A 23,603-nucleotide genomic window follows, 5' to 3' on the forward strand; every position below is an offset into this window, starting at 1 on the left:
AGCCGCGCGCGCATCGCTTCCTTCCGGGCCGGAAGCGACAGCGTGCGCGGCTGCGGGGACCGGATCGAGGCGGCAGCGACAGAGCCCCGCTAAGCCACGTTGCCCTGCTGCCATGCGGCAGCGTGGTACTTGATCACGTCCAGCACCGTGGCGGTCATCACGGCGGTCGACAGCCCGAACATCAGGATGCCGTTGGCCGCCTCGATCGGGCCGAGGATGCGCCAGGTCTTCGACATGACGATATCGCCATAGCCCAGCGTGGCGAAATTGACCCCCGAATGATAGAGGGCGGTGGCGAAATCCTGGAATTCGCCGAGGATCATGAACAGCGCCGCCCACAGGGCCATCTGCACGAAATTGCAGAGCAGGGTGAACAGCATCACCAGCGAGAGCAGCGTGATATCGATCCACAGCGAATCGTGCTTGAGCCGGCTGTGCCTGAAGCGCGCATAGCGGCGCAGGCAGGCGGCGACGACAATGCCCTGCAGCATGAGGCAGAGCAACATCACGGGCGTGGCGGTGAGCAAGGGGAGGAGCATCGTCGGTCCAGTCGAAGAGGGGAGATGGCCATGTGCGGCGTGGCTCGGGTCAGCGGCGCCGGTCCAGCAGCGCCAGCATCAGGCAGGCATACAAAGTAATGGCGACGAACAATGCCATGCGGATCGCAAAGGCGCTATAGACATCCTTGCCGGCGGCGCTGTCCTCTACCGACTGCGCGAGCAGGATGATCATGGTCACGAGGCTGTTGAGCCAGAAGCTGGCACGGTAGGACGTGGGCGAGATGGCGTAGAGCTTGCGCGCCGCCAGCAGGCCGAACAGTACCATCCACAGGAAGAACATCCACAGGTGCACGAACAGGCTGAGCGCGCACCAGAACAGGATGGCCAGCGCGCCGCCGAGCAGGGTGGAGCCGAGCAACTCGCGCGCGGCGTGGCGGGCCATCGTGCAGCTCTGCCGGCCGAGGGTGACGGACTTCATCACAATCGGCATATAGGTGGCAGGGTCGCTCAAGGCCAGCAGATAGGCTGGCAGCACCACCATGGTGGCGCGCAGCGCCATGCGGGCGGTGTCTTCCTCGGGCAGTGCCGCGGCGGGCGGCGGTGCCCGCGCGCCAGCCGGTTCGGGCAGCAGCCAGTGCCCGAGCGTCAATACCAGGACACCGGCGAGGAGTCCCTTGACCAGGGCGGTGATCACCGTGACCGCCAGCCCGAAGTCGGCGGTGCCGGCCGCGGAGATCATGGTCAGCCCGGCCGCCAGGAAGGTGGCGACAAGATTGTTCCCGCCACGCAAGCCATAGCGGAACGCCAGGAAGAGGCAGAGGCTGAGCATGAGTACGCCGCTGAACTTGTAGTGGCGCAGGAAGGGGATGAGCAGCAGGCCGCTGCCGGTGGTCAGCATGACCATCAGTGCCAGGCCCAGCCCGGCCTTGAGGGGCAGCGGACGGTCGAGCGTGGCGAACAGGATCAGGCCGAGCACCGGCGCCACCATCGGCAGCGGCCAGCCCAGGCCGAAGCTGGCCGCCAGGCACAGTGCCGTGCCGAGGGCCAGGCGCAGTGCACGCCGGCCGCGGATCCCGGAGTCGTTGGCCATGGGCGTTGTCAGTAGACGTAGGAAAGCCAGCTCATCAGGTAAAGGAAGAGCCGGCCGAGCGGATTGAGGGGATTGCCCTCGCTCGGAAACGCCATCACTTCGGCCTGCCCGCCGACACGAACGCCGCGCAGCCCGGCCAGCTCGCCCGGATCGAACTCGACGAGGACCGGAAAACGCTGCGCCGGGCGCAGCCAGTCACGGCTGTTCTGTATGGTGGGCAGGCTGCCCGGCGGCGTGCTCTGGCCCACGCTGACGCCGAAGCCGATGCTGCGCACCTTGCCGGCCAGCATCTTGCCCGGGTAGGCGTCCAGCACGATGCTGACCCGCGTGCCGGGTACCACGTGCGCGAGATTGTTCTCCGTCATATCCGCGCTGACCCACACATCATGGATGGCGATCAGGGTCATGACCGGATTGCCGGCGGCGGCATACTGGCCCGCCTCGGTGCGCAGGTCGGTGATCAGTCCCGCTGTGCGTGCGCGTACCTTGGTATTGGCGAGGTCAAGGTCGGCTTTCTCCACTGCCGCGGCGGCGCTGCGCAGCTTGGCGTTTTCCTGCTCGCTGCCGCCCTGGGTTTCCCGCGCGCGCTCCACCTCGGCACGGGCCGCCTCGACCTGGCTCTTGGCCTGTTCGTGGGTGGCCCGGGCGACCTCCAGGCGACGCAGCGAGACGGTGCCCGGATCGTCCCCGTACAGGCGTTCGAGGCGGTCGCTGTCCTGGCGTGCCTTGAGCTCATTGGCCTTGGCCGCGCGCAGGGAGGCCTGCGCCGATTCGATCCCCGCAGTGCTCGCGCCGATCTGGCGGCGCATCGATTCGAAGTCCGCGCGGGCGCGGTCGGCGGCAATGCGGAACTGCTGCGGATCGAGTTCGAACAGGACGGTGCCGGCCTCGACATTCTGGTTGTTGTGCACCAGCACCCGGGTGACCCTTCCCGATACTTCCGAGGCCACGGGGACGACGAAGGCCTGCACGCGCGCCTGCTGCGTATAGGGCGTGTATCGGTCGGCCACCAGGTACCAGAGCAAGCTCACAACGATGAGGCCCACGACCCATCGGATGCCTTTCTTCGATGGGTCCGGGGCGGCTGCATCGGCACCGGCATCGGCATCCGCGTCGGGCGCGGGGGAGGGTTGCTGCGGGGCGCTCATGGAGAGTTGCCCTCCGGGCGTGGCGCATCGGTGCTGCTGTGCTGGCGGCGCTGCGCATCTTCCAGCAGGTCGCCCCAGTTCGTGCGCTGCTGCATCTGTTGACGGGTGGCCGGGTCCACCAGCGGCTGTTCGGTGTACCAGCCGCCGCCAAGGGCCTTGTACAGCGCGATCAGATCGCTGACCGCATTGCCGCGATTGACGAGATAGGCATCCTGTTGGGCGAACAGGGCGCGTTGCGCATCGAGCACGCGCTGGAAGTCCGAGTAGCCTTCGCGAAACAGGGCGTTGGCCAATGTCAGCGAGCGGTTGGCAGCCTCGGACGCCTCGCGCAGGATCGCATCGCGCTCCAGCGCCTTGACGAGCCCGGTCGCCGCGTCGTCGGCCTCACGGGCCGCCTTGCGCACGCTGTCCTGGTAGGCGATGATCGACTGCTGCAGGCGGGCGTCCTGCACGCGCACATTATTGGTGATGTGCCCGTAGTCGAAGATATTCCACCGGATGCTGGGGCCGCCCAGCAGGACCAGGCCGTTGGGCGTGGTCGGCAGCGAGCTGGCAGACCAGCCGATGCTGCCCAGCAGTGTCAAGGACGGGTAGAGGTCGGCCTTGGCGACGCCGATCTGCGCCGATTGCGCGGCAACCTGCAGTTCGGCAGCGCGGATATCCGGCCGCCGCAGCAGCAGCTTGGCGGGCACGTCCTGCAGGACTGCGCGGTCGATCAGCGGCACCACCCCTTCCTTCTGCGCCTGCGCCAGTTCCGGCAGCGGGCCCGGCGGGCGGCCGACCAGGATGGCCAGAGCATTGCGGGTCCGCATGATCTGGTTCTCCAGTTCCGGGATGCTGCTGAGCGTGCCCAGGTACTGGGTCCTGGCCTGCTGCAGGTCCAGCTCATCGCTTTCGCCGCCCTTGAACAGCTTTTCGGTGATCTCCAGGCTGCGTTGCTGCAGCTTGGCGTTTTCGCGGGCGATGCGCAGGCGCGCCTGGGCGGTGCGCAGCGCGAAGTAGCTGTCCGCCAGTTGGGCGTGCAGCAGCACCAGCGCATCGTCGTGGTTGGCCTTGGCGGCGAAGAAGGCGGCATCCGCCGATTCAATGGCACGGCTGAAGCGACCCCAGAAATCCAGTTCCCAGCCAATATCGAAACCCGCGCTGTATTGCCAGACACGGTTGCTGACGGTCAAACCATCGTAGGCATTTCGGGCATGCACGTACAGCACGTCGGCACTCACCTGCTGCATCTGCGGGTAGCGGCCGCTCAAGGCGATGCCAAGCTGGGCGCGGGCCTCCATGACGCGCAGGCCGGCGATCTTCAGGCCGGCATCATTGGCATCGGCCTCGGCGATCAGCTGTTCGAGAACCGGGTCCTCGAAGATGCGCCACCATTGGCGCATGTCCGGCTGCGGGCGCTGATCGCTGGCCTGCTCGACGGCGGGGCTGCTCCAGTGCTCGCTCCATGGCTCGCGCGGGCTCTGGAAATCCGGGCCCAGGCGGACGCAGCCGCCCAGGCACAGCAGGCCGAGCGGCAGGAGACGCTCCAGTGAGGAAAGGGGTGACATCGCCCTTGCCGGCCGCTTCAGGTGTGTGCGCTGTCGCCCGCTTCGGGCGCCGGAGGCTGGTCGTCGACCCACTGCCAGAAGAGCCGGTACCCCACCGCGAGCGCGACCGGTCCCATGAACAGGCCGATGACACCGCCGGTGACCATCCCGCCGAGGGCGCCGACCAGCACCACCGGCATCGGCACATCGACGCCGCGGCCGAGCAGCAAGGGCTTGAGGACGTTATCCGCCAGCCCCGCAACGAAAACATAGATGGCGAACACGATGGTCGCCACGCTCACCCCGCTGGTGGCGAACACGAAGATGATCACGGGGATGGTGACGAGCGTGGCCGGTAGCTGCATGATCCCCAGCAGCAGCACCGCCAGGGCCAGCAGGCCGGCGCCCGGGACGCCCATGACGATGAAGCCGATGCCGACCAGCAGCATCTGGATCAGCGCGATCCCGACCACACCCTGCGCGACGGCCCGGATCGTGGCCGTGCACAGTTCAGCGATGCGCGGCCCCTTTTCGGGACCGGAGATCCGCGAGGCGATGCGGACCGCGCTGCGGCTGCCTGCCTCACCGTAGGCCATGACGATGCCCGCAATGACCAGCGCGACGACGAACAGCAGCAGCCCGATGCCAACGCCCGCGACCGTGTTCAGCAGCGAGACGCTGACGTCTTTGAGCCGTGGCGCGAGTTTTTCCACGAGTCCGGTCAGATCCGTGGCGGCCTGCATCCAGAAGTCATGCAGGGGCTGGCCCACCAGCGGCCAGGCCGCAACGGAATCCGGCGGCTGCGGAATCGCGAAGCTGCCGCTCTTCACCGCCTGGATGGCGTGCTCCGCTGAATCGGCGATCGCAGTGCCTAGCAGGTAGGCGGGCACCATGATGATCAGGATGGCGATCAGCACGATCAGGCTGGCAGCCAGGCCATCCCGCTTCAGCACACCGTCCCTGAGCCTCACATGCAGCGGGTAGAGCGTGACCGCCAGGATCAGCGACCAGGCGATGAGGTTGAGGAAGGGGTAGAAGATGCGGAAGCAGAAGACCGCAAGTACGGCGATCAGGCCGGCTCGAATCAAGACATCGAGCAGACCGCGCGACAGATTCTTCTCGGAGATGGGCGTGGGCATCATTGGTTTTCTCCTTGCAGCCTTGCCGCGAAGGTTCCGCATCGGCAAGCCAGGCCAGCGCGAAGCCTGCGGGCAAGCGCAAGCGCCCCAGGCATGTTGGTACACCAGCATCACCGGAAGGAAAAACCGCCCAGCGATCTGACTGCTCCCGCGTCGCATGCGCTTCCCGGCACTATGTTCTCCAGGGAAGCCATTCAACCGCCACTTGCAAGAGTCATTCTTGACGCAATCCGATGGCTTCAGCGCAAGGAGAGCGACGACAGTGCGTGTCTCCAATTCATTGCTCCATTCAGCATATCAACGCAAATTGCGTTGGGAGGAGAAAGGTTGCAATAAATGTGATGCTCCACTATGGTCAATTCGGGGTAAAGCGGGAATCGCAGGGGCCACGATGATGCGTGAGTGCCGGCACTGGGGAGGAAGCGATGACTCTTTGGGTTAAGCGATCGGCCCTGTCTGCCTGCAGACTGTTCCTGTGCTGGCTGGTATTCGGCCGGAGCGCAGCCATGGCGCAGAACCCGCCGGCCGCGCCGGCCACCTCGCCCCCTTCACCCGCCTCGCCCACTTCATCTGCCTCGCCTACGTCGCCCACCTTCAAGCCGGAGGAAATCGAGGCGCTGGTCGCACCGATCGCCCTCTATCCCGACTCGGTACTGACCCAGGTTCTGATGGCGTCCACCTATCCGCTTGAGATCGTGCAAGCGGCGCGCTGGGTCAAGGCCAATCCGAATGTGAAAGGCGATGCCGCGCTCAAAGCGGTTGAAGATCAGCCATGGGATGTCAGCGTGAAATCGATGGTCGCCTTTCCGCAGGCCCTGGAGCCGATGAGCGACAAACTCGAGTGGACGCAGAAGCTTGGTGACGCTTTTCTCGCGCAGGAGGCGGACGTGCTTGCCGCGGTACAGCGACTGCGCGCGCGTGCCCAGCAGTCCGGCAACCTCAAGTCGAATGAGCAGCAGACGGTGACGACGGAGACCGGCACGGTCGCGGGCCAGCCCGGGCAGACCATCGTCAAGATCGAACCGGCCAACCCGGAGGTCATCTACGTGCCGGCCTACAACCCGACCGTGGTGTATGGCGCCTGGCCCGCTCCGGCCTACCCGCCGTATTACTGGCCGCCTTATCCGGCGTACTATCCGGGCGCGGCGCTGGCCACCGGCTTCGCGTGGGGCGTCGGCCTGGCTGCCGCAGGGGCAATTTTCGGAAGCGCGAACTGGGGCCACGGCGACGTGAATATCAACGTCAACAAGGCGGCCAATATCGACCGGAGCTTCAATAGCAGCAAAGTGAAGGGCGGAGGGGGCTGGCAGCACGATGCTTCGCACCGCAAGGGCGTCGCGTACCGCGACAACGCGTCGCGCGAGAAGTACGGCCGCAACGTCGCCGGTGCGGAGGGCCGCAATGACTTCCGCGGACGCGGTGGCGAGGGTGGTCGGCAGAACGTGGCGGACCGCGGCAATGCGGGCAATCGCGCAGGCGTCTCCGACCGTGCGGCAGGGGGCGACCGCGGCGGCGCGGCCGGCGGCGGGAACCGTGGCGGTGCGGCGGGCGGCGGGGATCGTGGCGGTGCGGCCGCCGGCGGAAACCGCGCGGCGACGGCCGATCGGGGCGGTGGTGGCGCCGGTGGCGGAAACCGTGCGTCGACGGCCGACCGGGGCGGTGCCGGCGGCGGGCGTGACAATGCCTTCCAGGGGGTCGGTGGCGGTGGCGCGTCGTCGCAGCGCGACTACGACCGGGGCCGCAACAGCCTGCAGACCTCTCAGGCCTCGCGTGGCGGCGGTGGCGGCGCCCGTGGAGGCGGCGGCGGTGGATACAGCGGTGGCGGCGGACGCGGCGGCGGTGGCGGATTCAGCGGTGGTGGTGGTGGTGCACGGGGCGGTGGTGGCGGCGGCCGGGGTGGCAGACGCTAAGGGAGGAGAATGGCCATGATCACACCGCGTCAGTTGCCGCGCATGTCATTTGCCGTGACGTGCCGCCGGATCGCCGTCGCGCTGGCCCTCGTCGCCGGCATCGTCGGCCCGGTCCATGCCCAGAAAAGTTTCCCGACGGCGGAAGACGCGATGTCGGCCTTCGGCACGGCTGTCGCCCACAGCGACGACGCGGCATTGAAATCGATGCTCGGCGAGAATTACCGCAAACTGATTCCGCCGGGCGGCGCCGATGTCCGCTTCCGTTTCCTGACTGCATGGCATGCCTCGCACGCCGTGCAGCCGGTGGATGAGGGGCACGCCCGTATCGCCGTCGGCGACGACGGCTGGACACTGCCCATTCCCTTGGTGAAAGCCGCCAACGGCTGGCACTTCGACACCGTCGCCGGCGCCGAGGAAATACGCGCGCGCCGCATCGGACGCAACGAACTGTCTGTCATCCAGGCGATGCTGGCCGTCTACGACGCGCAGCTTGAATATGCCTCGACCAGCCATGATGGCAGCGGCGTGCTGGCCTACGCCGCCAGGCTCGCCAGTTCGCCCGGCAAGCAGGATGGCCTGTACTGGCCGACAGACCCGGGGGCGAAGCCCAGCCCGCTGGGCGCGGCCTTTCTCCTTGCCGGCAAGGGCAAGGGCGAGGCCGGCAGCGAGGGCTATTACGGCTACCACTACAGGCTGCTGACCGCGCAGGGTCCGCATGCCCCGGGTGGGGCATTCAACTACATGGTGAATGGCAAGCTGTTCGGCGGCTTCGCCGTGATCGCCTGGCCGGTGCGCTATGGCGATACGGGCGTGAAGAGCTTCATGGTCAGCCACGCGGGCGAAGTCTTCGAGCGTGACCTCGGACCCAATGGCGGGGCCAAGGCGGCCGCGATGACGACCTTCGATCCGGGGCCTGGCTGGGCCAAGGTGTCACCCAAGGTGTTGCCATGAACCGCCTTGTCGCCGCCTTCGCCTGCAGCGTCCTGCTGGCATTGCAGGGGTGCACCTACTATGGCGTGCCGCCGCCCGGCACCGTGCCGGCGAACTATGACCGCTCCTTCGATGCCGCGACAGAAGCCATGCGCGACCAGGGCCTGGCCATCACCGTCCAGGACCGGACGAACGGGACCGTGGTCGGGAATAATCCCGGCGGCACTGCCGTCCGCGCGATCGTGGCCAGGCAGCCGGACGGCTCGGTCCGCGTGCAGTTCGATGCCAGCGATTCGCGCGACCCCAGCCTGCTCGACCGCGTCTCCCGCAGCTACGATCGCCGCATGGGACGCTGAGCGCAGCGCCGGCCTATCCGCCGAGCCCCCGGTGCCGGCTACGAGGGGATAGGGTCTCTTCCGTACCCTTGAACCCTGCATGTGACCCGTCGTCCACGGCTGGGCCGGCGGGCGGATGCCCATTCTCGATCTCCGGCGGGCGCAGCCTGAACGCTCCGCGCCGCACGGCTTGCCGGGGAAAACGCCGAGCGGCCCGCATCCTGGAGCGAAGGGGGAAGCACGCGGCGCCATTCCCGCCTGGCGGCCTGACCGGCCGCACTTCTTTTTTGTCAGCCCGTGCTGCTTGCGGCCCCTGGCTTTGGTCGCGGAAGCGCAGATCGCTGTAAACTCTCGTCTTTGCCAAGCCCTGCATTCAGAACTATCCATGGAATTCCGTATCGTCACCGTGTCCCTCGGTTGCCCCGAGGGCGCTCGCAACCAGCACGCTCGCAACAAGCCGTTCGGGGGGCAGGCATGAGCGCGCCTCGTATCGGCATGATCAGTCTGGGCTGCCCCAAGGCGCTCGTGGACTCCGAACAGATCATTACCCAGCTGCGTGCGGAGGGCTATGCCATCAGCGGCACCTATGATGGCGCGGACCTCGTCGTGGTCAACACCTGCGGCTTCATCGACGAGGCGGTGCAGGAAAGCCTGGACGCCATCGGCGAGGCACTGAACGAGAACGGCAAGGTCATCGTGACCGGCTGCCTGGGCGCGAAGAAGGACGCCGCCGGGCAGGACGTCATCACCAGCGTGCATCCCAAGGTGCTGGCCGTGACCGGTCCGCATGCGCTGGGTGAGGTGATGCAGGCGGTGCACACGCACCTGCCCAAGCCGCATGACCCCTTCACCGACCTGGTGCCCCCGGCCGGCATCAAGCTCACGCCCAAGCATTACGCTTACCTGAAGATCTCGGAAGGCTGCAACCACCGCTGCTCCTTCTGCATCATCCCGTCCATGCGTGGTGACCTGGTGTCGCGTCCGGTGGCCGAGGTCATGCTGGAGGCGGAGAACCTGTTCAAGTCGGGCGTGAAGGAACTGCTGGTGATCTCGCAGGACACCAGCGCCTATGGCGTCGACGTCAAGTACCGCACCGGTTTCTGGAACGGCCGCCCGCTGAAGACCCGGATGACCGAGCTCGTGGCGGCGCTGGGCGAGCTGGCTCGCCAGTATGGCGCCTGGGTGCGCCTGCATTATGTGTATCCCTACCCGCACGTAGACGAGATCATTCCGCTGATGGCGGAAGAGGGCGTGCTGCCCTACCTCGACGTGCCGCTGCAGCATGCCCATCCGGACGTGCTCAAGCGCATGAAGCGCCCGGCCAACGCGGAAAAGACGCTGGATCGTATCCGCGCCTGGCGCGCGGTATGCCCGGATCTGACCATCCGCAGCACCTTCATCGCGGGCTTCCCCGGCGAGACCGAGGCCGAGTTCCAGACGCTGCTGGATTTCATCGCCGAAGCCGAGCTGGACCGCGTGGGCTGCTTCGCCTATTCGCCGGTCGAGGGCGCCACCGCTAACGAACTGCCGGGCGCGCTGCCCGACGAGGTGCGCGAAGAGCGCCGCGCGCGCTTCATGGAAGTGGCCGAGGCGGTGTCGGCGCAGCGCCTGCAGCGCAAGGTCGGCCAGACGCTGCGGGTGCTGGTGGACGAGGTCAACCAGGACGGCGGCATCGGACGCTCGTCGGCCGATGCGCCCGAGATCGACGGCCTGGTCTATATCGCCCCGGCCACGCGCCACTCGCAGCGCTACCGGGTCGGAGAGTTCGTCGACGTGCGCATCACCGGCGCCGACGGCCACGATCTGTGGGGCGAGGTCTGAGCGGCAGGGGCGCCCACGAAATGTGATTCTTGGGGCTGATTGCCAATATCGGCCCGTCATCGGACCGATATTGGCCATTAGGTAAAAGTACGATCGTTCGTTTCCGCCGCGGCGGCGCTATACTGTGCACCGCAACATTACCCTGCATGGAGACAATGTCATGACGCGTGAAGTGGTGGTAGTCAGCGGTGCTCGCACCGCGATCGGAACCTTCGGCGGCAGCCTGAAGGACCTGGCCCCGACCGAACTGGGCGCCCTGGTGGTGCGCGAGGCCCTGGCCCGCGCCAAGGTGGACGGTAGCGACGTCGGTCACGTGGTGTTCGGCAACGTCATCCAGACCGAGCCTAAGGACATGTACCTGTCCCGCGTGGCGGCCGTCAACGGCGGGGTGTCCATCGACGCCCCGGCCCTGACCGTCAACCGCCTGTGCGGCTCTGGCCTGCAGGCCATCGTCAGCGCAGCCCAGAGCATCCTGCTGGGCGATACGGACGTGGCCATCGGCGGCGGCGCAGAAAGCATGAGCCGCGCCCCCTACCTGGCGCCGGCCGCGCGCTGGGGCTCGCGCATGGGCGACGCCAAGATGCTCGACATGATGCTCGGCGCGCTGCACGATCCCTTCCACAGCATCCACATGGGCGTGACTGCCGAGAACGTCGCCAAGGAATACGACATCTCGCGCGCCCAGCAGGACGAGACCGCGCTGGAATCGCACCGCCGTGCATCGGCCGCGATCAAGGCGGGCTACTTCAAGGACCAGATCGTCCCGGTCACGGTCAAGTCGCGCAAGGGCGATATCCAGTTCGACACCGACGAGCATGTGCGCCACGACGCCACGCTGGATGACATGACCAAGCTCAAGCCGGTCTTCGCCAAGGAGAACGGCACGGTCACCGCCGGCAATGCCTCGGGCCTGAACGATGCCGCCGCCGCCGTCGTGCTGATGGAGCGCGCCGAAGCCGAGAAGCGCGGCCTCAAGCCGCTGGCCCGCCTGGTGTCGTACGCCCACGCCGGCGTCGATCCGAAGACCATGGGTATCGGTCCGGTGCCGGCCACGCGCAAGGCCCTGGAGCGCGCCGGCCTGTCGGTGTCCGACCTGGACGTGATCGAGGCCAACGAAGCCTTTGCCGCGCAGGCCTGCGCCGTGACCAAGGCCCTGGGCCTGGATCCGGCCAAGGTCAACCCGAACGGCTCGGGCATCTCGCTGGGTCACCCCATCGGCGCCACCGGCGCGCTGATCACCGTCAAGGCACTGTACGAGCTGCAGCGCGTGCAAGGCCGCTACGCGCTGGTGACGATGTGCATCGGCGGCGGCCAGGGTATCGCCGCAATCTTCGAGCGCATCTGAGGATGATGCACGGCGTGGCGAAGCGTTGGTCCGTCGCACGGCTTGCTACGCCCGGCAGGGTGGCAGGCCGGCGGGCGGGCCGCGCCGCGCCTGCCGTGCTCGCGCTTTGCGCCGGCCTCCTGGCCACAGGGCCGGCCTGGGCGGCCGAAGGCACCGAGCTGTCGACCGCCTCCGCTGCAGCAGGACCGGCAGCACCGGCAGTGCCGCAGGCAGAGCCGGACGCGCTGGGGCTGAACCAGGCGATCCGCGAGGGCGAGGCCCGGCGTGGCACTGACGGGTCCATGGCGCGGTGCAGTCCGCTGGCGCCGCGCCCGGAATATGCCAGGCTGCCGGTCTACGTCGGCACGGTCGGCGACCAGCCGGTGCGCCTGCGTCTGGGGCCCAAGCCCGACGAACGCGACAGCGTGCGCGGCGAATACACCGTCGGCAACAAGCCGGGCGTGCGCGTACTGGCCGGCGAATATGAGAACGGCGGCTTCCTCATGGAGGAATCCGACGATGGCACCCATGTCACCGGCAACTGGGAAGGCACGATCGATGCCGCCGGCGTGGTGCGTGGTACCTGGACCGATGCGCTGAATTCCGCCATCGCGTTGCCCTTCATGATCCGCCCCCTGGGCTCGCTGGTGATCCCGCCCTTCGATATGCAGCCCTCCAGCGGTGTCAACCACGCGCCGCCGCCGCCCAAGTCCTCGAAGTAGCCACTTGCGGCGCTGCGCCCGGATACGGCGCTTCTCTTTCCATATTCCGATCGCGGTAGGGTAGTTAAAGTGCGAAGAGTAGGGCGACCAGTTTGCTGGTAAGCTCGAAGCCTCTTAGAGCACAGGGCACGCCGCGGCGGGCCGCTCCCCGGGCGCCTCGCGGGTGCCCAGCGATGGCGGAGCGGCGGACCGGGCAGGGCGCCCGCCAGACAAGGAATCCGCCGTGTCCGATCCCACGCCGACCGACCGAACCGCAGCAGCAGCCGCCGCCGACGAGGCGTCCGCCTATCCGCAGACCGTCGCGGTCCAGCCCGATCTGCAGATCCCGCCGGGATTCGGTTCCTTCTCGCCGCCCACCTGGCGCGGCTCCACCGTGATCTTCCGCAACCTGGCCGAGCTGCGCGCCCATGGCGATGGCACCACCACCTACTGGCGCTATGGCCTGCACGCCACGCCCACCAGCGAGGCGCTGTGCCAGCACCTGGCCAAGCTGGAAGGCGCGCACGACACGCTGCTGCTGCCGTCGGGCCTGGCGGCCATCTCGCTGGTGTACTTCGCGCTGCTGCGCAGCGGCGACGACGTGCTGGTGCCCGACAACGTCTACGGGCCGAACCGGGAGCACGGCGAATGGCTGGCGCGCGATTTCGGCGTGACGGTGCGCTACTACGACCCGATGATCGGCGGCGGCATCGCCGCGCTGATCCGGCCCAATACGCGGCTGATCTGGATGGAGTCGCCCGGCTCGGTGACCATGGAGGTGCCGGATACCGATGCCATCGTCGCGGCGGCGCGCGAGCGCGGCGTGCTTACGGCCATCGACAACACCTGGTCGGCGGGCCTGTATTTCCGCCCCTTCGACAAGGGCATCGACATCTCCGTGCAGGCACTGACCAAGTACCAGTCCGGCGGCAGCGACGTGCTGATGGGCGCGGTGCTGAGCCGCGACGAAGCGCTGCATGCGCGCCTGAAGCGCACCCGCATGCTGATGGGGTGGGGCGTGTCCGCCGACGACTGTTTCCTGGTGCTGCGGGGCCTGACCAGCCTGCCGGTCAGGCTCGCCGCGCACGACCGCGCGGCGCGCGAGGTCGCCGAGTGGCTGCACCAGCGGCCGGAGGTGGTCAAGGTCCTGCATCCGGCCTTGCCCGACTGCCCGGGGCACGCATTCTGGCGGCGCGACTTCAGCGGTGCCAGCGGCCTGTTCTCGGTCGTGCTGCACGCGCGCTACACGCGCGCCCAGGTGGACGCCTTCGTCGAGTCGCTGCAGCGCTTTGCCATCGGCTGGTCATGGGGCGGGGCGCACAGCCTTGCCGTGCCCTACCATGTGCCCACGATGCGGCCGGCCGGCAGCTGGCCGCCCGCCGGCTGGCAGAACGCCGGCGAACTGGTGCGCCTCTACATCGGGCTGGAAGACACGCGCGACCTGATCGCCGACCTGCGCAACGCACTCGACACCAAGCTGGCGGTCTGAGGGGGGCTGGGTCGGCGCCCTCCCGCGTTGCGGCAAGCCGTATCGCCGCCGATAGCGGCGGCGCCGCCGCGGCGGTGGCGTGTGGCTTAGTGCGGGAACAGTTCCAGCAGCCCGTCCAGGCCCACGTGGTTGAAGGCGACGCTGGCCTGCGCGCGCACCACCGGCTTGGCGCGGAAGGCCACCGACAAGCCGGCCACGGCCATCATCTTCAGGTCATTCGAGCCGTCGCCCATGACGATGGCCTGCAGCGGCTGTGCGCCGATCTGCGCACACACTTCCTGTACCGTGCGCGCCTTGACGTCGGCATTGACGATCTCGCCTACAACCTGGCCGGTCAACTTGCCGTCGACGATTTCCAGGGTATTGGCGCGCGTGAAGTCCAGCTTCAGCCTTGCCTTGAGCTTCTCGGTGAAGTGCACGAAGCCGCCCGATACCAGCAGCGTGCGCAGGCCCAGCGCCTGCACCGTCTGCAGCATGCGCTCGGCGCCCGGGGACAGGCGCAGGCGCTCATCATAGACGCGGTCCAGCACGCTCGCATCCAGGCCCTTGAGCAGCGCCACGCGACGGCGCAGGCTTTCGTTGAAGTCGGTGATCTCGCCGCGCATGGCGGCCTCGGTGATGGCCGAAACCTCGGCCTTCAGGCCGCAGAAGTCAGCGATCTCGTCGATGCACTCGATGGTGATCAGCGTGGAGTCCATGTCCATCGCCACCAGCTTGAAGTCCGACAGCCTGCGGCCGCTCGGCACCACGGCCCAGTCGATGGCGCGCGGTCCGCAGTAGGCGTCGAGCGCCTCGCGCAGCGCGGGCGTCAGCGGCGCGCTCTCGTCGGCGGTGCCTACAGTCTCGCTGCGCAGCGACAGGGCCGGGGCCTGGGCGAGGGATCGGACGGCGTCGAGATCGGCGGGGGCGAGCGGGGCGAGGCTTTGGAGGATCAGGGGCATGGCGGGCGACAATCGGGGGCCGGGCAGGCCGCGCGCAGCGGGCCGGGCGCCGCGGCAGGACGGCAAAGGCGTTATTGTAATCGCCGCGGCCCCCTTGGGGGGCGGACGCGGCCATCCACGCGGGACGCTGCCGGCGCCGCGGTTTCCGCGCAGCCAGCCCGAATATAATTTCGTCCGACCTGGATCGGCTGCGCGCTGCCCTGCAAATTCGTCGGATGCCCTCGTACCTACTTGTCCTGTGCCTCGCTTTCTCGGTCGTCGGCAGCCTCGGCGTCGGCCTGGCCGCGTGGCCCCGCCGGGATGATCCGACCGTCAAGGCCTTCCTGGCCCTGACCTGCGGCGCGGCCATCTGGAGCGGCGGCAGGTTGATGGAACTGAGCGCGGCCGAGCTGCCGAGCCGTATCCTCTGGGCCAAGATGCAGTACATCGGCATCGTTGCCGTGCCCGTCGCCTGGCTGTGGGCCACGGCCCAGCTCAGTCGCCCGCGCTACGTCATTCCCTGGTCGCTGCTGCCCGTCCCAGTGCTGGTCAGCCTGCTGACGCTGGCGCTGGTGTTCACCAACGAGCGCCACCATCTCGTCTGGAGCAGCATCACGCTGACGCCGGCCGGTGTGCTGCCAGTGGCGGTGTTCGAGCACGGTCCCGCTTACTTTGCGGCGGCCGCGTGGACGTATCTGCTGCTCTTCCTCAGTCTCTATTTCCTGCTCACGGCACGGGTTCCGAACACCAGCCTGACCCGCGCCGGGCGCGCGGTGCTGGCCTGCAGCCTGGCCTTGCCGCTGGCCGCCCACCTGGCCTATATGTGGCGCTGGACCGGACCGCTGGGCGGCGACCTGACGCCTGCCACCTTCTCGCTGATGGCGGTGCTCGTCTGGCTCTGCGCCCTGCGCACGCACCTGGACGATATCGGCCACTATGCCCGGCTGCGCGTGTTCGACGCGCTGCGGGAGGGCTGCGTGGTCGTCAGCACAGAGTTTCGCGTGGTCGACCTCAACCCGGCGGCCGTGCGCATGCTGCCCGGACTGCGCCTGGGCGATGCCGTACCCAGCGCGTGGACCGAACTGATCGCCCAGGCGGGCAGGATGGCGGCGCCTGGCCCGCATCACGCTGCGGAAAGCGACGAGTACGAGCTTTCGGTTGAGCCGGTGCGGCGCCTGGACGGTAAGGTCATCGGCACGCTCGCCTTCCTGCGCGATGTCAGCCGCTATCGTTCCCGCGAGCAGGCCCTGACGGTGCGCCTCGATGCCACCGAGGAACAACTGTCGCGCATGGCCGCCGACCTCGAGCACGATGCGCTGACCTCCCTGTTCAACCGGCGCTATTTCGAGCGAATGGGCCTGGCAGCCGTGGCCAAGGCCTGTGAGCAGGGCACCCAGGTCGGCCTGCTGGTGCTCGACGTGGACAACTTCAAGCAGTACAACGACCGGCATGGGCACGTCGCCGGCGACGCCTGCCTGCGGCAGGTGGCCGGCGCGATCGCCGGCATCGTGACGCGGCCGGGCAGTTTCTGCGCGCGGCTGGGCGGCGAGGAATTCGCCGTGGTGCTGCCTGGCAGTTCCACGTCCGAGACGCTGGCCGTGGGAGAGCGGCTGCTCATGTCGGTGCGGGCGTTGCGCCTCGCACATGGTGGAGCGTTCGCTCAGCCCTTCGTCAGCATCAGCATCGGGGCCGCCTGCGAGCGGCCCGCCACGCCACGGCTCGAGGCCCTGGTGCAGAAGGCCGATGCCGCCATGTACCAGGCGAAGCGGGCCGGGCGCGATCGTTTCGTGATGGGCGGGGAAGGGACGGCAGAGGGGGCCGCACCATAGCGTGGGCTGGCGCCGGCGGGTTCAGGGCGTGCTGCTGCGCGCACCGAACAGGGCAATTTCCTTGCTGACGGCGCGCGCGAGGCGCTCCAGGTCCGCGGGCATCGCCACAAAGACGCTGTTATTGTTGTCCGAGGAAACGCACAGGCGGATGCGCGCCACCTCGTCGCCCGCCAATTGCGCGCGCAGGATGCGGGTCGTGCGGCCCGGCCGCCATTCAACGGCCCCGAGGAAATAGGTCTGCCCGTCCCCGCGTTCGCCCGGGTCGGTCAGCAGGCCGAAGCGGGAGGTCAGGAAGGCATGCAGTTCTCTGCGGGTCATGCCGCCCGCGTGCCGCCGGGCACGGTGTCCTCATGTGCGCCCTTATGTGCGCTGCCCGGCATTACTCCGAGTCCGAATGAAAGGCACGCTTGGTCGCGTGATAGCCCTCGCGCGCTATGTTGGCGATGCCGTGGCCGACCGCCTTGGCGCCATCCGCGATGCCATGGCCAGCTGCCTTGGCACCGTTTTTGATGCCGTGACCGGCCTCGCGCGCCACTTCGCCGGTCTTGTGGGCAGCCTGCTTGGTGTCCGCCTTGATCTCTTGTTTCGCTTCCTGCACGTCTGCCCGGGCGGGCAGGCTCAACGCTGTGGCAGCAAGCGCGGTGACGATCAGGGCAAGAAGAGGGTATCGGAGGGTTTTCGCGGGCATGTATTTTTCCGGAGCCTATCGGCAGTGCGCAACCGCAAATGTGGGCTTCGCAAAGACTATTGTAGCCGTGCGGCGGGCAGGGTGACCGGCAGGGCGCCTGACCGGCGCCACGGGTGCGCGCAGCACGCGCGCTGATTCTGGCGGCCCAGGCAGTCAGTGGCTGTGGGACGTGTGCCCGGAGCGGGGGCGCAAAAAGCAAATGGCCCGCATCGCTGCGGGCCATTTGCTTTCAATCTGGTGCCCAGAAGAGGACTCGAACCTCCACAGTGTTGCCACCGCTAGGACCTGAACCTAGTGCGTCTACCAATTCCGCCATCTGGGCTGGGGAAGCCGCGAATTATACAGAAATTGCGCAAGGGATCAAGAGGCCCCGTGCAGGATTTTCGGAGATGACGGTTTTCGGTTTCCGATGCGTCCTATCGAGGCTGGCAGGGGCACGTGGGATGATCCTTCTCTTAGGAATTCGACGGCCACCTTCGGCAGGCGGTCGCGATCATCGGTGCAGATGCGGGCACCAATTCCCACCAGGGTGCAATTCGGATGCAGATCTCGTTTTACCGCTTCGGGTCGCAGCACTTGCCTGCGTATCGGTCCTGGTTCACGAATGGCGAACTGGCGCGGCGGCTGTCGTATCCAACGGATGCGTGGTTGGCGCACGTGACCCGGCGCGATACATCGCGCTGCTGGGCGGTCATGTCGTCGAGCCAGCTGATCGGCGCGGTCCAGGTTGACGGGGGTAAGGAGAGGGGCGGCGCTATCGCATTGGCCGTGGAGCCGGGCCTTTGGGGTCGGGGCGTCGGGCATATCGTGCTCACGCAGTTCCTTGCCGGCGCAGGGCGGGGCTATCCAGTCCTAGTTGCTTATGTCGAGCCCGACAATCCGGGCAGCCTGGCGCTGTTCCAGGGCTGCGGATTCCAGCCCGCGTTGCAGCCGGACGGCGATGGCTTCATCCGGATGACCTATCGCCGTGACGGCGATTAGATGGAATCGGAAATCGGCACTTGCTGCGCGCCCCCTTTTTCTCGCCCGGCAGCCGCCCAAAAGCAAATGGCCCGCATTGCTGCGGGCCATTTGCTTTCAATCTGGTGCCCAGAAGAGGACTCGAACCTCCACAGTGTTGCCACCGCTAGGACCTGAACCTAGTGCGTCTACCAATTCCGCCATCTGGGCTGGGGAAGCCGCGAATTATATAGAAGTGTTCGGGCTTTGCAAGCCCCCAGAAGTAATTTTCCTTGGGCGCGTGTCGTTGAGGGCGGTGAGGGTCTCTGCCGGGTGCGTGTGCCTTCAGATTCCGGCGCGCAAGCGCATTCCAAGCGGCAGTCCGGCCCCGCACCTTATAATCCAACGTTTTGCGCCCCACAACATACGTTCGAGACAGACCATGCCGCAATACCGTTCCCGTACTTCCACCCATGGCCGCAACATGGCCGGTGCCCGCGCCCTGTGGCGCGCCACCGGCATGAAGGATGGCGACTTCGGCAAGCCCATCATCGCCGTGGTCAACTCCTTCACGCAATTCGTGCCGGGCCACGTGCACCTGCGCGACCTCGGTGCCCTGGTGGCCCGCGAGATCGAGGCGGCCGGCGGTGTGGCCAAGGAGTTCAACACCATCGCGGTGGACGACGGTATCGCTATGGGCCATGGCGGCATGCTGTACTCGCTGCCTTCGCGCGAACTGATCGCGGATTCGGTCGAATACATGGTCAACGCGCACTGCGCGGATGCCATGGTCTGCATCTCCAACTGCGACAAGATCACCCCGGGCATGCTGATGGCCGCCATGCGGCTGAACATTCCGGTGGTCTTCGTCTCCGGCGGTCCGATGGAAGCCGGCAAGATCAAGTCGCCCACCGATGGCCAGGTCATTGCCAAGATCGACCTGATCGACGCCATGATCAAGGCGGCCGATCCCAAGGTGAGCGACGCCGAGGCCGAGGAAGTCGAGCGCAGCGCTTGCCCCACCTGCGGTTCTTGCTCCGGCATGTTCACCGCCAACTCGATGAACTGCCTGACCGAGGCCATCGGCCTGGCGCTGCCGGGCAACGGCACCATCGTGGCCACGCATGCTTGGCGCAAGGGCTTGTTCGAGCAGGCCGGCCGCCTCGTCGTCGACCTGTGCCGCCGTTACTATCAGGAAGACGACGCCTCGGTCCTGCCGCGCAGCATCGCCACCAAGCGCGCGTTCGAGAACGCCATGGCGCTGGACGTGGCCATGGGCGGCTCCACCAACACCGTGCTGCACCTGCTGGCCGCGGCGCAGGAGGCGGGCGTGGACTTCACCATGTCCGATATCGACCGCATTTCGCGCAAGGTGCCTTGCCTGTGCAAGGCCGCGCCTGCTACCGACAAGTACCACATCGAGGACGTGCACCGCGCCGGCGGCATCATGGGCATCCTGGGCGAGCTGGCGCGCGCCGACCTGCTCGACCCGAGCTGCGGCAACGTGCACAGCGGCACGCTGGGCGAGGCGATCGCGCGCTGGGACGTCAACGGCGACGCTGGCGAGGCCGCGCACAAGTTCTACCGTGCCGCACCGGGCGGTATCCCGACCCAGGTCGCCTTCAGCCAGGAAGCCACCTTCGACGCGCTGGACCTGGACCGCAAGAGCGGCTGCATCCGCAGCAAGGAACACGCCTATTCGAAGGATGGCGGCCTGGCCGTGCTGTACGGCAACCTGGCCGAGAAGGGCTGCATCGTCAAGACCGCGGGCGTGGATGAGTCGCAGTGGGTGTTCACCGGGCGCGCCCGCGTGTTCGAGAGCCAGGACGACGCCGTGGAAGGCATCCTGGGCGACAAGGTCGAGGCCGGTGACGTCGTGATCATCCGCTATGAAGGCCCGAAGGGCGGCCCGGGCATGCAGGAAATGCTCTACCCGACCTCGTACCTGAAGTCCAAGGGCCTGGGCAAGACCTGCGCGCTGTTCACGGACGGCCGTTTCTCGGGCGGCTCGTCGGGCCTGGTGATCGGCCATGCTTCGCCGGAAGCGGCGGAAGGCGGCACGGTGGCGCTGGTCAACGACGGTGACACCATCCATATCGACATCCCCAACCGCAAGATCCAGCTGGACGTCAGCGACGAAGAGTTGGCCCGCCGCCGCGCCGCAATGGAAGCGCGCGGCGAGCGTGCCTGGCAGCCGGAGAACCGCGAGCGCGTGGTCTCGGCCGCGCTGCGCGCCTACGCGGCGCTGGCCACCTCGGCCGATCGCGGCGCCGTGCGCGATCTCTCTCAGCTCAAGCGGGGTTGATCATGCAGTAGCGCCCGGGGGGCAGCGGCGGCGTGGCCGCCTGCTCCCCCGGGGCTAGATCCAATACTGCAGTGCCGGCTGCGAACCACCCGTTCGCAGTGGGCAAGGATCCACATGCGCTTTGCCCCCACAAGGCGGAGCCGCGGGCCGGCTGGCAGAAGCCCAGCCCTGGTTAGCCCGCCTGCGAAGGCGCAGCCGGCTGCCTGCCCGGCACGATCTTCAGGGTACCGACACTGCCGTCGCGGAACACGGTGATGGTCGCCGAACGTCCCGGCGGCAGTTGCGCGACTTGCGAACTCAGTTCGTTCGGGTCGGAGATACGCGCCCCGTTGACCGCGACGATGATGTCGCCCGGCTCCACGCCGGCCGCTGCTGCCGGACTTCCGGGCGATACGTCAGCGACTAGAGCGCCACCCGGGGCGTCGGAACCCGACCCTCGTGTGACGGCCTGGACATGTACACCGATATATCCCCGCCCGGCGACGCCACCACCGTTGCCGTGTCCCGCCTTACCCGTGCCAGCCAGTTGCTCCCTGACGCGCATCGCCTGGTCGATCGGAATCGCGAAGGACAGCCCCTGGTAGCCGCCCGTGCGCGAATAGATCATTGAATTGATGCCGATGACTTCGCCGTCGAGGTTGAACAGCGGGCCTCCCGAGTTGCCGGGATTCACGGGGACATCGGTCTGGATGAAGCGCGCGGGACCGTCGTCGGACAGCGCGCGGGCCTTGGCGCTGATGATGCCCGACGTCACCGTGTTGTCCAGGCCATAGGGCGAGCCGATGGCCACCACCCATTCGCCGACCTTGCTTTTCGACGGATCGCCGATCTTCACGGCCGGCAGGCCGTTGCCTTCGACCTTGAGCACGGCCACGTCGAACGTCGGGTCGGTGCCGATGACCGTTGCCGGCAGCTGCCTGCCGTCGGCCAGCTTGACGGAGACCGCGCCAGCGCCTTCGACGACGTGGTTGTTGGTCAGGATGTAGCCATCGTTGCTGATGATGAAGCCCGAGCCGATGCTGGCGCCTTGCCGGTCCTGGCCGAAGTCGTCTTCGCCCGTCGCCATGCGTCGAGCATCGATGTGTACGACGGCAGGCCCGTAGCTGGCGACGATGTGCGAGAAGTCGGGGACGGCGGCCTTGTTGCTGGTGGGCGCCGGGGCGGGCTCGGGGGTTGGCAGCAGTGATTCGGCGCCAGGTTCCTTAGCGGCACCGGTGTGACGATACTCGGCGACGTAGCCGCCAGCGAGCGCGGCGGCCACGGAGGCGATTGCGACGGGGCGCCAGTGTCTTGCGATATTCATATGGGGTTTGGCCAAATCTGGAAAGCTCGGAGTCTCGAAAGACTAGCCGCGATTAATTAACGGCGACTTAAGGCGTGGACGCCTGCGGGTGCTTTTCCTAAGATTCCAGTAAAGTCCAATCAGCTGTTGTGCCGAGTAGTGAGCTTCTGCAGGCTCGCCGGTCGGGCCCTATCCCGATGCGACTGACTTCAACGGCGAGGCGGTGTTGCTTGCAGAGTCCACAAGAGGGGGCGAGCAGCCAGGCTGCCAGAAGAGAAGACCAAGTGCAGGAGGTTCTTATGAACCCGCGTCGTGTCGTTCAATGCCTTGTCATCCTGATGCTGCTGCTATTTCCGCCGCTGTCGGCATTTGCTTTCAGCGCGCGTACGCTACACGATGTCAATATGCGCACGGGACCGGGGCGATCGTTCCGCGTCATCACGGTTCTGCGGGCGAGGACGCCGGTAAGTATCCTTCAATGCTCACGGGACCGCCGGTGGTGCAACGTTGAGGCGCGTCGCCAGCGCGGTTGGGTCTACGCCAGGTATCTCTCGCGGACGGCCTCCGGAGGAGGGCCACCGCGCGGGTAGGAATTCTTCAGCGATGGCCGCGACGTAAAGTGCTCGGGCGATTATCACCTTGGACCACACGTACGCATTGATGGCCGACGATCCGCAAGCATGCGCCGGTTTCATCCGCGAATCATGTAACTGATAGCAGATGCTGGGGAGGGGGCGATGCCTCGAAAAGAAATAATTGAAACCCTGCATAGCTATACAGATCCATTCCGCGTCACCCAGGGCACGGATTTCCGCCTGAAGGACTTCGATCCCGGCGACACGCTGGGGCTGAAGATGAACAAGGCGGAAGCGGCGCAACTTCTCCAGCGCGGGTCGGACTGGCTCGCGATGGAGCAGGAAGTTCTCTACGCGCAGGATTCCTGGTCCTTGCTCCTGGTCTTCCAGGCAATGGACGCAGCCGGCAAGGACGGGACGATCAAGCACGTCATGTCACGCGTCAATCCGCAGGGCTGCGATGTCGTCTCGTTCAAGCAGCCCTCGGTTGAGGAGCTCTCCCACGATTTCCTCTGGCGATACTCTACGAAGGTGCCTCAGCGCGGGCGCATCGGCATTTTCAACCGCTCCTACTACGAGGAAGTGCTCGTGGTGCGGGTGCATCAGCAACTGCTCGAGGCGCAGAAGATCCCGCCGGAACTCGTCGGCAAGAACGTATGGGCCGAGCGGCTCGCCGACATTGCCAGGTTCGAAGACTATCTCACGCGCCAGGGCGTAATCATCCTCAAGTTCTACCTGAACCTGTCGCACGGGGAGCAGAAGAAGCGCTTCCTCAAGCGCCTCGACAAGCCCGAAAAGAACTGGAAGTTTTCCGCGTCGGACGTTCGCGAGCGCCGGCACTGGAACGACTACATGCAGGTCTACGAGGAGGCGATTCGCGCGACCGCTTCCAAGGCGGCCCCGTGGTTCGTCGTGCCCGCCGACAACAAGTGGTTCACGCGGCTTGTCGTCGCGGCTGCGATCGTCGAGGCCGTGGAGGAGCTCGATCTCCAGTACCCCCAAGTCACGCCGGAGCAGATGAAGGATCTCGCCGTGGCGCGCGATGAGCTCGAGGCGGAAGGGTAGGCGGGACGCGACGCGAGTGCCAACGTTGACTGCCGTTCCGGCCGGTCCGGCGAACGGCGCGCTGAATGGCGTAACCTGGAGAGA

At 67.1% G+C, this 23,603-nt stretch carries 21 protein-coding genes and 2 tRNA genes; 12 read left to right on the forward strand and 11 right to left on the reverse strand.

Annotated elements, in window-relative coordinates; all coding sequences use genetic code 11:
* Nucleotides 1-89 precede the first annotated feature (89 nt).
* From AC1Z3O_RS06935 to AC1Z3O_RS06955, 5 genes are read right to left on the reverse strand one after another with little or no spacing between them, the layout of a single operon-like run.
* Complete coding sequence (locus AC1Z3O_RS06935) at nt 90-539, reverse strand: ion channel (RefSeq protein ID WP_483514647.1); 450 nt, start codon at nt 537-539, stop codon at nt 90-92.
* 49 nt (nt 540-588) lie between these two features.
* A complete protein-coding gene (locus AC1Z3O_RS06940) occupies nt 589-1,590 on the reverse strand; it encodes a DUF2955 domain-containing protein (RefSeq protein WP_483514648.1) in 1,002 nt (333 codons plus the stop codon).
* A gap of 8 nt (nt 1,591-1,598) precedes the next feature.
* Nucleotides 1,599-2,738 (reverse strand): HlyD family secretion protein, encoded by a 1,140-nt coding sequence (locus AC1Z3O_RS06945; RefSeq protein ID WP_483514650.1) that lies wholly within the window; start codon nt 2,736-2,738, stop codon nt 1,599-1,601.
* Nucleotides 2,735-4,288 carry a TolC family protein gene (locus AC1Z3O_RS06950; protein ID WP_483514652.1) on the reverse strand — a complete coding sequence of 518 codons (1,554 nt, stop codon included), beginning with the start codon at nt 4,286-4,288 and terminating at the stop codon, nt 2,735-2,737. Before AC1Z3O_RS06950 ends, AC1Z3O_RS06945 begins: the two co-directional genes overlap by 4 nt.
* A gap of 17 nt (nt 4,289-4,305) precedes the next feature.
* Nucleotides 4,306-5,409 (reverse strand): AI-2E family transporter, encoded by a 1,104-nt coding sequence (locus tag AC1Z3O_RS06955; protein ID WP_483514654.1) that lies wholly within the window; start codon nt 5,407-5,409, stop codon nt 4,306-4,308.
* A 422-nt stretch (nt 5,410-5,831) separates the two neighbouring features.
* Between AC1Z3O_RS06955 and AC1Z3O_RS06960 the strand changes: the two genes are divergently transcribed.
* The 7 genes from AC1Z3O_RS06960 to AC1Z3O_RS06990 all read left to right on the forward strand — a co-directional run bounded on the left by AC1Z3O_RS06960 (nt 5,832) and on the right by AC1Z3O_RS06990 (nt 13,916).
* Nucleotides 5,832-7,316, forward strand: coding sequence for a DUF3300 domain-containing protein (locus AC1Z3O_RS06960; RefSeq protein WP_483517534.1), 1,485 nt, complete (start codon nt 5,832-5,834; stop codon nt 7,314-7,316).
* Nucleotides 7,317-7,331: 15 nt separating this feature from the next.
* Nucleotides 7,332-8,267, forward strand: coding sequence for a DUF2950 domain-containing protein (locus AC1Z3O_RS06965; protein ID WP_483514656.1), 936 nt, complete (start codon nt 7,332-7,334; stop codon nt 8,265-8,267).
* Nucleotides 8,264-8,602, forward strand: coding sequence for a hypothetical protein (locus tag AC1Z3O_RS06970; protein ID WP_483514658.1), 339 nt, complete (start codon nt 8,264-8,266; stop codon nt 8,600-8,602). The genes AC1Z3O_RS06965 and AC1Z3O_RS06970 overlap by 4 nt, the downstream gene beginning before the upstream one ends.
* Nucleotides 8,603-9,055: 453 nt before the next feature.
* Entirely contained in the window at nt 9,056-10,402 is a 1,347-nt protein-coding gene (rimO, locus tag AC1Z3O_RS06975) for a 30S ribosomal protein S12 methylthiotransferase RimO (RefSeq protein WP_483514660.1), read from the forward strand.
* Nucleotides 10,403-10,562: 160 nt separating this feature from the next.
* Entirely contained in the window at nt 10,563-11,747 is a 1,185-nt protein-coding gene (gene bktB, locus AC1Z3O_RS06980; protein WP_483514662.1) for a beta-ketothiolase BktB, read from the forward strand.
* 95 nt (nt 11,748-11,842) lie between these two features.
* Nucleotides 11,843-12,448, forward strand: coding sequence for a hypothetical protein (locus AC1Z3O_RS06985; protein WP_483517535.1), 606 nt, complete (start codon nt 11,843-11,845; stop codon nt 12,446-12,448).
* Between the two features lie 223 nt (nt 12,449-12,671).
* Nucleotides 12,672-13,916, forward strand: a complete 1,245-nt coding sequence (locus AC1Z3O_RS06990; RefSeq protein ID WP_483514664.1) for a cystathionine beta-lyase — start codon at nt 12,672-12,674, stop codon at nt 13,914-13,916.
* An 86-nt stretch (nt 13,917-14,002) separates the two neighbouring features.
* Here AC1Z3O_RS06990 and serB read toward each other — a convergent pair whose 3' ends face one another.
* Nucleotides 14,003-14,857: a phosphoserine phosphatase SerB gene (gene serB / locus AC1Z3O_RS06995; RefSeq protein WP_483514666.1), complete on the reverse strand. Its 855-nt coding sequence runs from the start codon at nt 14,855-14,857 to the stop codon at nt 14,003-14,005.
* 215 nt (nt 14,858-15,072) lie between these two features.
* Here serB and AC1Z3O_RS07000 point away from each other — a divergent pair, with 215 nt between their 5' ends.
* A complete protein-coding gene (locus AC1Z3O_RS07000) occupies nt 15,073-16,665 on the forward strand; it encodes a GGDEF domain-containing protein (RefSeq protein WP_483514667.1) in 1,593 nt (530 codons plus the stop codon).
* 21 nt (nt 16,666-16,686) lie between these two features.
* Here the strand turns inward: AC1Z3O_RS07000 and AC1Z3O_RS07005 are convergent, their stop codons facing one another.
* The 3 genes from AC1Z3O_RS07005 to AC1Z3O_RS07015 all read right to left on the reverse strand — a co-directional run bounded on the left by AC1Z3O_RS07005 (nt 16,687) and on the right by AC1Z3O_RS07015 (nt 17,675).
* A complete protein-coding gene (locus AC1Z3O_RS07005) occupies nt 16,687-16,983 on the reverse strand; it encodes a hypothetical protein (protein WP_483514669.1) in 297 nt (98 codons plus the stop codon).
* A gap of 61 nt (nt 16,984-17,044) precedes the next feature.
* Nucleotides 17,045-17,353: a hypothetical protein gene (locus AC1Z3O_RS07010; protein ID WP_483514671.1), complete on the reverse strand. Its 309-nt coding sequence runs from the start codon at nt 17,351-17,353 to the stop codon at nt 17,045-17,047.
* A 235-nt stretch (nt 17,354-17,588) separates the two neighbouring features.
* Nucleotides 17,589-17,675, reverse strand: a tRNA-Leu gene (locus tag AC1Z3O_RS07015).
* A gap of 218 nt (nt 17,676-17,893) precedes the next feature.
* On the opposite strand from AC1Z3O_RS07015, the gene AC1Z3O_RS07020 reads away from it, so the two are divergent.
* Complete coding sequence (locus AC1Z3O_RS07020) at nt 17,894-18,334, forward strand: N-acetyltransferase family protein (RefSeq protein ID WP_483514673.1); 441 nt, start codon at nt 17,894-17,896, stop codon at nt 18,332-18,334.
* Nucleotides 18,335-18,436: 102 nt separating this feature from the next.
* Here AC1Z3O_RS07020 and AC1Z3O_RS07025 read toward each other — a convergent pair.
* Nucleotides 18,437-18,523: transfer RNA gene (locus AC1Z3O_RS07025), tRNA-Leu, on the reverse strand.
* A gap of 211 nt (nt 18,524-18,734) precedes the next feature.
* On the opposite strand from AC1Z3O_RS07025, the gene ilvD reads away from it, so the two are divergent.
* Nucleotides 18,735-20,597 carry a dihydroxy-acid dehydratase gene (ilvD, locus tag AC1Z3O_RS07030; RefSeq protein WP_483514675.1) on the forward strand — a complete coding sequence of 621 codons (1,863 nt, stop codon included), beginning with the start codon at nt 18,735-18,737 and terminating at the stop codon, nt 20,595-20,597.
* 172 nt (nt 20,598-20,769) lie between these two features.
* On the opposite strand, the gene AC1Z3O_RS07035 is transcribed toward ilvD, so the two are convergent.
* On the reverse strand, nt 20,770-21,900 hold the full coding sequence (locus tag AC1Z3O_RS07035; protein ID WP_483514677.1) for a S1C family serine protease: 1,131 nt from the start codon (nt 21,898-21,900) through the stop codon (nt 20,770-20,772).
* A 383-nt stretch (nt 21,901-22,283) separates the two neighbouring features.
* Between AC1Z3O_RS07035 and AC1Z3O_RS07040 the strand changes: the two genes are divergently transcribed.
* Nucleotides 22,284-22,469: an SH3 domain-containing protein gene (locus AC1Z3O_RS07040; protein WP_483517536.1), complete on the forward strand. Its 186-nt coding sequence runs from the start codon at nt 22,284-22,286 to the stop codon at nt 22,467-22,469.
* Between the two features lie 147 nt (nt 22,470-22,616).
* Entirely contained in the window at nt 22,617-23,519 is a 903-nt protein-coding gene (locus AC1Z3O_RS07045) for a polyphosphate kinase 2 family protein (RefSeq protein ID WP_483514679.1), read from the forward strand.
* Nucleotides 23,520-23,603 lie beyond the last annotated feature (84 nt).

It is taken from the genome of Cupriavidus sp. 09_S30 (assembly GCF_056930435.1).